At 41.2% G+C, this 10,900-nt stretch carries 5 protein-coding genes; 1 reads left to right on the top strand and 4 read right to left on the bottom strand.

Translation table 11 applies throughout. From position 1 onward, the window contains the following. Window positions 1–48 precede the first annotated feature (48 nt). From BKL51_RS09860 to purE, 3 genes are all read right to left on the bottom strand, one after another. On the bottom strand, window positions 49–1,239 hold the full coding sequence (locus tag BKL51_RS09860; RefSeq protein WP_077466508.1) for an amino acid aminotransferase: 1,191 nt from the start codon (window positions 1,237–1,239) through the stop codon (window positions 49–51). 139 nt (window positions 1,240–1,378) lie between these two features. Continuing rightward, window positions 1,379–2,467, bottom strand: coding sequence for a 5-(carboxyamino)imidazole ribonucleotide synthase (purK, locus tag BKL51_RS09865; protein WP_077466509.1), 1,089 nt, complete (start codon window positions 2,465–2,467; stop codon window positions 1,379–1,381). A gap of 69 nt (window positions 2,468–2,536) precedes the next feature. After that, the gene (gene purE, locus BKL51_RS09870; RefSeq protein ID WP_077466510.1) at window positions 2,537–3,034 is read right to left on the bottom strand and encodes a 5-(carboxyamino)imidazole ribonucleotide mutase; all 498 of its coding nucleotides are present in this window, start codon (window positions 3,032–3,034) and stop codon (window positions 2,537–2,539) included. A 161-nt stretch (window positions 3,035–3,195) separates the two neighbouring features. On the opposite strand from purE, the gene pepN reads away from it, so the two are divergent. Beyond that, entirely contained in the window at window positions 3,196–5,805 is a 2,610-nt protein-coding gene (gene pepN, locus BKL51_RS09875; protein ID WP_077466511.1) for an aminopeptidase N, read from the top strand. 62 nt (window positions 5,806–5,867) lie between these two features. Here pepN and BKL51_RS09880 read toward each other — a convergent pair. Further along, window positions 5,868–10,900 (bottom strand): type ISP restriction/modification enzyme (locus BKL51_RS09880; protein WP_198930125.1); only part of this gene is annotated, 5,033 nt, incomplete at its 5' end.

The following is a 10,900-nucleotide window of genomic DNA, read 5'->3' on the forward strand; positions in this document are numbered from 1 at the left end:
ATATAAAGGCGTATATAATGATATACGCCTTCTGTGATGGAATAAGGGTTAGAGCACCTTCACAATACTTTCACATAAATAACGGATATTATCTTCTGTAATACCTGCTATGTTAATACGGCCTGACCGCACTGCATAAATGGCAAATTCGTCTTTTAAACGATCCACTTGTTCTGCAGTTAAACCGCTGAAAGAAAACATACCGTTTTGCTCAATGATGAAACTAAAATCTTGTTGAGCACCAAATTCTTTTAATAATTGCACGAATAAATGACGCATTTTCTTGATTCGTTCGCGCATTTCTGTGAGTTCGTCATCCCAAGATTGGCGAAGCACTGGGCTGCTTAGTACTTGCACAACCGTTGCCGCACCATGAGAGGCTGGGTTAGAGTAGAGGGTACGAATGATGGATTTTACTTGGGTCAACGCGGTTGAAGCAACGTCTGAATTTTCAGCCACTAAAGTAAATGCCCCTACACGTTCATTATATAAACCGAAATTTTTTGAGAAAGAGCTGGCAACAAGCAATTCTTTGTGATTTGCAGCAAAGGTGCGTAAACCAATAGCATCTTCATCTAACCCGTTTGCTAAGCCTTGATAAGCAAAATCGAATAATGGTAACCACCCGTTTTTTGCAGAAAGATCAGCAAGTTGTTTCCATTGTTCCGGTGTTGGATCGATACCGGTCGGGTTATGGCAGCAACCGTGCAGAAGTACCACATCTCCTTCGTTTGCATTGCTTAAATCGGCGATTAAATTATCCCAATCTAGGGTTTTGTTTTCCGCATCATAATAGCGGTATTCGCGAATCGTCATTCCTACCGCATTGAAAATAGCATTGTGGTTTGGCCAAGTCGGTGTGGTGATCCAAACATTTTGTGCTTTGGTTTGGCGTTTTACAAACTCCGCCGCAATGCGTAATGCACCCGTTCCACCAAGACTTTGTACGGTTCTGGCTCGTTGTTGTTTAATAATATTGCTGTCTGTACCAAATAAAAGTTCTTGGGTTAATCGGTTGTATTCCGCTATACCGTCAATGGTGAGGTAATTTTTGGTATCTTCTTTATCAAGTAAGCGTTTTTCGGCTTCTTTTACGGCACGCATAATTGGTGTTGCACCTTGTGCATCTTTATATACACCAATGCCAAGATTGATTTTATTTGCACGGGTTTCGGATTTGAATGCTTCACCTAAGCCAAGGATTGGATCGGCAGGTGCGGCTTTGATATTTTCAAACATATCGTTTTCCTTTTTTAATGGATTTGGGTCAAGCGTTTTATACTGCAAGCTTTTGTGTTTAGCAAGCAAAAACACGATAAAAATTAACCGCACTTATGTGTTTTGTAAATTACATCAAAAAGTACGGTTAAAAATGAATTTATTTTAATTGTGCGACTGTCCAGTTAAAACCGGATTGATAATCTTCCGGTAAGGTATATCGAAGTTTTTCCAGTTGTTGAATAATGACGGATTTATTCGGGTGAGAAAGATTAATATGACCGACTTTCCGCCCCGCACGCACTTCTTTGCCATACCAGTGGAGTTGGGTAAATGTTGTCTCTAGCCATTGCGGGTTATGATCTGTGCCAATTAAATTCACCATCACACTAGGCGCAAAAGTTTCTAAGTTTGGTGTGGGTAAATCCAGTAAAGCACGCAAGTGTAATTCAAACTGGCTAATCGTGCAGCCAAGCTGTGTCCAATGGCCGCTATTGTGTACGCGTGGGGCAAGCTCATTAATCAGAAGTTTATCGCCAACGACAAAACATTCCATCGCCATTACGCCCACATAATTGAGCTTGTCCATAATTTTACCCAACATCATTTCAGCTTGAGTTTGCTGACGGGCGTGTTGCGGGAAAGTGGTGTCCATCACGCTATAACGTAAAATCCCATTTTGTTGAAGATTGTGCGTAACAGGGTAAAAGTGTTTTTCACCATTTTTGAAACGAGCGCCAACAAGTGATACTTCATCATCAAAAGGAATAAATTGCTCTGCAATCACTTCACCGAATAAATCATCGGTAATTTCAGTGTTGTTTTCATTGGTGATAATCCATTGTCCGCGTCCGTCATAACCGCCGGTACGGCGTTTTACCACGACTTTTTCACCTACGGTTTGGAACACACTTTGCCATTGTGCTTTATTTTCCAATAGACACCAAGGTGAAGTGGAAAGCCCAAGTTCATCCAATAATGATTTTTGTGTAAAGCGATCTGCCAGCAAGCCGAAGATACTTTGATTAACAAAGTGAGGGTGATTGCCAAGCAATTCGGTGAGCGGTGTTTTTTCCCAACGCTCGATTTCTGCTGTGATAACCGCATTTTTCGGCAAGTCAAAAATGGGGGCGTTGAAAGCTAAAGGTTCGACTTGAATATCTAAAGGGGCGCCGGCATAGCGAAGCATTCTGCCTAATTGACCGTTACCAAGAACATAAACCGTAGGGTAGAGTGAAGACTGTTGCATTTTATTTCTCGTTAAAAATAATCGAAAAAACAACCGCACTTTTTTAAGTGCGGTTAAATTTTTTGCGTTTTATACGCGCGGATCAGGATTATCTAATACGGCGTTTGTTTGTTTTTCACGGAAAGCTTGTAAACGGGAAAGTAAGTCGTGATCCCAGGCCGCTAGAATTTGTGCCGCAAGCAACGCGGCATTTGCTGCACCGGCCGGTCCGATAGCTAATGTACCGACGGGAATCCCCTTTGGCATTTGCACGATAGAATGAAGGCTATCTACGCCGTTTAACATTGAACTTTTCACCGGTACGCCAAGCACGGGAACAAGTGTTTTTGCCGCAATCATACCGGGTAAATGCGCCGCCCCGCCTGCGCCGGCAATAATCACTTTATAGCCGTTTGACAGTGCATTTTCGGCAAAACTAAAAAGTTTATCAGGGGTGCGGTGGGCTGAAACGATTTCAACGTGGTAAGGCACATTGAGTTCATCTAGAATTTGCGTGCTTTCTTGCATGGTCGTCCAATCGCTTTTGGAACCCATCACAATAGCAATTTGTGCTTGCGTTGCAGACATTTTTTGCTCTCAAATAAAACTAAAAACGGTGCGTAGAATAGCATAATTTAACAAGATTAAGCAAACGTTTGCTCGGTTGTTATAAGAGAAAATTCCATTGCAACTTTTACTGTAAAATCATATCCTAGTGGGCGATTTTTTTCTTAAAAAAAGAGCCAATTATGTTAGCCAAAGCGAAATATCGAAAAGATTATAAAAAACCGGATTTTACTGTTACGGACATTTATTTGGATTTTCAGTTAGATCCGAACCATACCGTTGTAACGGCAACCACAAAATTCCAACGGTTAAATGACGAAGCAACAAGTTTGCGTTTAGACGGTCATAGTTTCCAATTTTCTTCAATCAAATTTAACGGTACGCCGTTTACTGCTTTTCAACAAGACGGTGAAAGTTTAACGCTGAATCTGAGTGATAAAAGTGCGGTTGAATTTGAGCTGGAAATTGTCACCATCCTTGTGCCGGCGAAAAATACCTCTTTGCAAGGTTTATACCAATCCGGCGAAGGTATTTGCACGCAGTGTGAAGCGGAAGGCTTCCGTCAAATTACTTATATGTTGGATCGCCCCGATGTGTTAGCGCGTTATACAACCAAAATCACGGCAGATAAAACGAAATATCCTTACTTGCTTTCCAATGGTAATCGCATTGCTGAAGGCGAGTTAGACAATGGTCGCCACTGGGTTGAATGGCGTGATCCTTTCCCGAAACCAAGCTATTTGTTCGCCTTAGTGGCTGGGGATTTTGATCTCTTGGAAGATAAATTTATTACAAAAAGCGGACGGGAAGTGGCGTTAGAACTTTATGTGGATCGGGGTAATCTTGATCGTGCCGGCTGGGCGATGGAAAGTCTGAAAAAATCCATGAAATGGGATGAAGATCGCTTTAATCTTGAGTACGATTTAGATATTTATATGATTGTTGCAGTGGATTTCTTCAATATGGGGGCGATGGAAAACAAAGGATTGAATATTTTTAATTCTAAGTTTGTATTGGCAAATCCACAAACTGCAACGGACGAAGATTACCTTGCTATCGAAAGTGTGATTGCTCACGAATATTTCCATAACTGGACGGGTAACCGTGTTACTTGCCGTGATTGGTTCCAATTAAGTCTCAAAGAAGGGTTAACCGTATTCCGTGATCAAGAATTTTCTTCTGATACCGGCTCACGTGCGGTAAATCGTATCAATAATGTGAAATTCTTACGCACCACGCAATTTGCTGAAGACGCAGGCCCAATGGCACACCCGATTCGTCCGGAAAAAGTGATTGAAATGAATAACTTTTACACGGTGACGGTGTATGAAAAAGGGGCAGAAGTGATCCGTATGTTGCATACCTTGTTGGGCGAGGAGGGTTTCCAAAAAGGTATGGCATTATATATTGCGGAAAATGACGGCAAAGCCGCTACCTGTGAAGATTTTGTATCTGCAATGGAACGTGCGAACGGGCTTGATTTAACTCAATTCCGCCGTTGGTATAGTCAATCGGGCACACCGGAATTGTTGATCAGCGATGCTTATGACGAACAAACCCATACTTATCGTTTAACCGTCTCTCAATCCACTCCTCCGACAGCAGATCAAATGGAAAAAGTGAATCTACATATTCCACTTAAAATGGCGCTGTATGCCCAAGACGGTACGAAACAAATGCTCCAGTATGATGGCAAACCGTTAAGCGGGGTATTAAATATTACTGAGAAAGATCAGGTGATTGAATTTCACGGTATTTATGGACGCCCTGTTCCGGCATTATTGGAAGATTTTTCCGCACCGGTGAAGTTAGATTACGATTACACCACGGAACAACTTCTTACTTTATTAAAATTTGCCGAAAATGCTTTTGTGCGTTGGGATGCGGCTCAAGTGTTATTGACGAACGAGTTACGACGTAACGTTACTCACTTCCAACAAGGGGAGGATTTTGAGATTTCGCCTCAAATTTTGACCGCGCTTTTACAAGTGTTGGAAAATTATGAAGACGATATTGAATTGGCAACCTTAATCCTTACCTTGCCACGGGAGATTGAATTTGCCGAAAGTTTCAAAACCATTGATCCCGATGGTATTGCGGCGGCCCGTGAATTTATGTTGCGTACCATTGCCGAGCATCTAAAAGAACTGTTGCTTAAAACCTACAATCATATTCGTTTGGAGGAGTATCGTATTACCCAACAAGATATTGCCTTGCGTGCAATGCGTAACCTTTGTTTAAATTATTTGGCTTATACATCGCTTGGTAATAGTCTCGTGCATAAGCATTACAATGCGGCGAATAATATGACGGACATACTCGCGGCACTTACCGCGGCAACCAAAGCCTCCCTTCCGTGTCGTGATACATTGCTCGCTGATTTTGAACAAAAATGGCAACACGACGGCTTAGTTATGGATAAATGGTTTGCTTTACAAGCTACCAGACCGGATGAAAATGTGCTAGAAATTGTGAATCACCTTATGGATCACCCAAGTTTTAATTTCAACAATCCAAACCGTTTACGTGCTTTAGTGGGAAGTTTTGCTAACCAAAATCTCAAGGCTTTTCATGAAATTAGCGGTTCCGGTTATCGTTTCTTAACGGATGTGCTAATTAAACTCAACAACAGCAACCCACAAGTTGCAGCTCGGCTAATCGAACCTTTGATTCGTTTTGCCCGTTATGACACTCAGCGTCAAATGCTCATGAAACGTGCACTGGAGCGCTTAAGCACTGTCGAAAATCTTTCCAAAGATTTATTTGAGAAGATTGAGAAGGCGTTGAGATAAAGTACGGTTGGTTTTCTAAAATATTGGGGCGTATATTAATTTACGCCCCATTTTTCATTTTTCTAAATTTCCAATTTCGGCAAACCATTCACAATTCGATTGGTTTCAAGGCTCACGGTAATGATCCTCAACAGCAATTCCATTGGATAGCGTGGGTTTTGCATCGTTTCGATCGCCCAATCGTTGGCGTCATTTACGATGCCACTGGCTTTATCGGTTTTGACACTTTGGCGTTCCATTACCCATTCAATCGCCGATTTGCCATTGACGATATAGTCATAGGCTTCGAGGGGGATATTTTCAATACCGAATTTGGCGTTATAGGCAATTTTGGTTTTGTCGTCCTCTTTTTTACCCGTTTCTATGTTGAGAATTTTGCCGCCAAATTTCATTTTTTCCACATAAAAATCTTTGCTAATACCGCCTTCAATTCGGTCATTGACAATGCTTAAACCACCTTTAAATAAGACATTGTCATACATTGGTACAGTTTCATAATTAAGGTGTAATTGGGCAAGTTCTTGCCCCGCCTGTGAAAATGCCCAAAAATCCGCTGCACATTTGACACACGGAATGCGTGGCAATTGTTTACTAAGATTATCTGCATATTTTTCATGGTAGGTTTCGCTGTGTAAAAGCCCGTAGATATAGTAGAAAATATCGTCTTTGCTAATATTCTCATTTGGGTAGGCTGTTTTAAAATGCTCAAGTGCCACATCGGTAATCGCATCACGGCGGGTATAGCCCTCGCAAGCGGTGTGATTTTCAGCATTTTTTGCAAATAAATCCGTTGTTCCGCCCGCTTGTTCGCTCTCATTTTTCTCGTAGAGATAGAGGGGGAAACATTGTGCATCACCAATCAAGTGTAAATCAGGAATGAGATTAGACATTAAAACTGAAAACCCTTTTGAACCTGTAACGGTTAAACAAATCACCCGATTTTCCGCTTGGGCGGAGGGGAAGAGTTGGGGGATTTGGTAAATACTATTATTTAGCATTCTATCAAAATACAAATATTGTTTATGGTATGGGCGATATAAGCTTAATTTTGTATTAGTTTTATTAAAAATAGCAGAATTACCTTTGGCTAATTGTGAAATTAAGTCGCCTGACCAACTGATTAAAGTTGAATCCATTATTAAGTGATCTTCTATTTTCTCGTTCGATAAAAGAATATTTTTAATTGAATTAATTTTTTTCAGTTCTTGATTATAAGTATCAATCATTGAAGATATTTTTGTATTAAGCCGATTAAGAGATGAATTATAACACCAAGCATCACGATTCGTTTTTACACCTGCTGAATAATTCTCAAAAATACATACCGCACTTTTATTTTTTTTATCGCCCATTGGGATATAGGTATCAAAATTCGGATCACGTTGATTTAGCCAGTCGTTAAATTGATCGGGGATAATTTGTGTCCACTGTTTTTGAGTGGTAATACCGTTAATTGAGCCAAGATTTTGGATAATCTCGAGTTTTTGTTCCCGATTAAGGTAATCGCCAATATCATAAAAGTGAATTTTACCCGTTTCGCCAGCGGTTGGATTTTTGACTAAAATGGAAATGGCGATTGGAGCACGGCTGCCCGAGCCAAAAATTTTCCCACCTTCTTTACGAGAACGTTCACCCGATGTACGTTGATTACCCCGTAAATGAAAAATATACAGGGAGCTAAATTCTTCTGCTAAACATTTGCGTAAGCCGTCTGCGGAATTACTTTCTAAATACCCGCCATTGGTGACAAAACCGATCACCCCTTGATTGCCGATACGATCCGATGCCCAGCGGATCGCACGGATATAGCTGTCGTAAAGTGCAGTTTTTAATTTTGCAGATGAATATTTATCGTAAGTATATTCTATACGTTTATCCAGTTGCGGATATTCTATATTAGCATTGTTATCGTTGGCGGATTCCTGCCCTGCTGAATAAGGCGGGTTGCCGATAATCACTTTAATATCAAGGGCTTTTTGGCGTTTGCGTCTAGCGTTGTTTTCCACCAAAAGCGCATCTACCCAGTCTTCGTTTTCGTACATTTGGAAGGTATCGGTTAAACAAATGCCTTCAAAGGGTTGGTAATCGGTGAGTTTTTGTGGATTTTCTGCAATTAAGGCGTGATAGGTGGACTCAATGTTAATGGCTGCAATGTAATAGGCGAGTAGCACAATTTCATTAGCGTGAATTTCTTGGTATTTTTGCGGTAATTTTTCTGGCGGAATAATGTCGCTTTGGAGCAGGCGGGTGATGAAAGTGCCTGTGCCGGTGAACGGGTCGATAATCTGTACTCCTTTATCCGCAAGGCTGGCATTAAATTCGTTATTCAGTACATCTTCAACGGAGCGGATAATAAAATCGACCACTTGAATAGGAGTATAGACAATACCAAGCTTGTCTCTCAATTTCTTAAAGGCTTTTTCGAAGAAATTTTCATAAAGTTCTTTGATAATATGTTGTCTGCCTTCAGGGGATTGAATTTTGCTCACCCGAATTTGAATCGCTTCATAAAATTCTTGTAGCTCTTTGGTTTGAGCGTGGGAAATTTGATCGGCTTGTAGGGTTTCGACAGTTTTTTGCAGAGCAATCGACATCGGATTATGAACGGTGAATTGATGCCCCTCAAAAAGTGCATCAAAGACCGGTTTGGTAATCAAGTGCTGGGCAAGCATTTCAAGGGCTTCGTTGTCGCTTACGGCTTCGTTAATAGTTTTTCTCAGCGTGTCTACAAAATCGGTAAAGGCTTGACGCTGTGTCTGATTTTCTGGTTTTTCCAAAATGGCGTTAAGCAGATCGATATGGGTGTTAGCAATGCGGGCTACTCTTTCCGACCATTCCACCCAATTTAAGCGATTGCCACATTTTTTTACAATTTTAGCGGTTAATGCCCGCTCAATTTCACCGACTTCAAAATGAAAATCAAGCTGTTCGCCCTCTGGAATACCCGTGTTATCTTTGCCACCAATGCTGTGTTCGCCCCTGCCAGATGTATTGCGTTTTTTACCTTTCGCATTAGCTTTCGGTTTGGTTTTTTTCAGTACTTCACTAATTTGGGCGATCACTTCAATTTTATCTTTTGCCGCCCCGTCATATTCCATTTTGTTGATAATGGCATCAAAGCGATCATCGTGAGAGCGTAAGGCATTAAGCACTTGCCAGACGACTTTGTAATTTTCATTATTGTCAAGGGCTTCATTTGGGGATGTATTCGCAGGAATCACAACAGGTAAAATGACGTAACCCCGTTTTTTGCCCTCAGCTTTTCGCATTACCCGCCCAACGGATTGCACTACGTCAATCTGTGAGTGGCGAGCAGTTAAAAATAGCACCGCATCAAGGGCGGGTACATCAACACCTTCGGATAAACAGCGGACATTGGATAAAATACGGCAGGTATTTTGATCGGTATCGGCTTTTAGCCAGTTGATTTTGGCTGATTTCTCACTGGCATTCATTGAGCCGTCCACGTGTGCTGCCTCACATTTGAGGCAAAGTGAGGTGGCTAATTCAGGTGGTATTGGTAATTCATTATCTGCATAGGCTTGCCGTTCTTGTTCTTGATAGGCTTCAACCACGGTTGAGAACATCTCGGTAATTGCTTTTGAGCTGACTTTGTGGGTTTTGCCTTTATACTCTTTTTCAATCACTTGGCAGAATGCAACTGCTCGTTTCATTGCTTGGGCATCATCTGCTAAATCATTTTCTACGCCGTATTTAGACAAAGCTTTCCAACAGCCGACAATTTTGGCGGCATCATCCACTTGAATTTCGTTTTCCCCAGATGTCAGCAAATGATTTAAACGGCGATTGATGTGAGATTCTTCCACGGCTAATACTAGTACTTTGTAATCGACCAATAAGCCTTTCTGCACAGCTGAAGAAAAACTAATAACGTGTAATTCTTCACCAAATATTGCTTTGTCGTCCATTGAGAAAGTAATAACACCTTCAGTTTTTTTTGCATCTTCGGTATAAATGCGAGGTGTCGCCGTCATATATAAGCGTTTTCGGGCTTGTAGGTAATTGTTATTGTGAATACGAGTAAAGGCAGATTCTTGTTCATCATCTTCCCATTTTGCTCCAACTGTACGGTGTGCTTCATCACAAATCACCAAATCAAATTCGCTTAAGCCTAATGTTTGTGCTTGGTGAATCACATCAATAGAGTGATAAGTGGAGAAGACTACCGTCATTGATAGATCACGACTTTGAGCATTGACGGCTTTGATTAAGGATTTGGCATTCGTTGTTGCAGGGTATTGCAATTCGTGGGTGAGTTGTTGGATACGGTCGTCTTCTTTATTACCTTTTCCTTGTTTGCCGACATCGCTATCAGAGCAGACCGCAAAGCTGTGTAAGGGAATAGCGGACTCTTGTGTCCATTCCGTTAAACTTTGTGAAAGGAGTGCAAGACTTGGTACTAAAAAGAGCACACGTTTGCCTTTACCTGCCATTTGTTCGGCAATTTTTAATGAGGTAAAGGTTTTTCCTGTACCGCACGCCATAATCAGTTTGCCACGATCAGCGGTTTCTAGTCCTTTTACGACATCCTTTAAAGCGGTTTCTTGATACTCTCTTAATTCTTTTTTGGGTTTAAATACAAGCGGTTGGTTAAACGCAAATTTTTGCCAATCAATAGCACTGTTTTCTAAAGCTGAACGGTCAATAATTGAGACTGGGGGATTTTGATCGGAAAGAGATGCGTAAGCATTGTCTGTCCAGTGAACTGTGGTTGCAACAATAATACGGCGTTGGAAATAGTTCTTACCCGATGCGGTGAAGAAACTGTCAATATCACTTTTGCTAATACGGTGATCAGGTGAATAGCATTTGCACTGAATAGCGTGGTTTTCTCCTGAATAGGTAACAGCAACTAGATCAATACCGGTATCGTTAGAGGGTAAATCAGGGCGGTATTTTTCAGCCCATTGTTTAAAGGTGAGAACTTCAGCATACTCTGTTTTATAAAAAGGTTCGTGTTGTAGATAAAGTTGAATTAGATCTTCAAAATAGGTGCCTTTTTCACGCTGGGTGAGAGAATTTTGTTGAAAGTCAGTTAAAAGACGAGATAATCCTTGCTGTGCTGTGCTGTGCT

It is taken from the genome of Rodentibacter sp. Ppn85 (assembly GCF_001999335.1).
Taxonomy (GTDB): Bacteria; Pseudomonadota; Gammaproteobacteria; order Enterobacterales; family Pasteurellaceae; genus Rodentibacter.

Excerpts from the sequence above, each read along its gene's own strand:
- BKL51_RS09860 (WP_077466508.1), bottom strand. The coding sequence starts at position 1,239 with ATGTTTGAAAATATCAAAGCCGCACCTGCCGATCCAATCCTTGGCTTA.
- purK (WP_077466509.1), bottom strand. The coding sequence starts at position 2,467 with ATGCAACAGTCTTCACTCTACCCTACGGTTTATGTTCTTGGTAACGGT.
- purE (WP_077466510.1), bottom strand. The coding sequence starts at position 3,034 with ATGTCTGCAACGCAAGCACAAATTGCTATTGTGATGGGTTCCAAAAGC.
- pepN (WP_077466511.1), top strand. The coding sequence starts at position 3,196 with ATGTTAGCCAAAGCGAAATATCGAAAAGATTATAAAAAACCGGATTTT.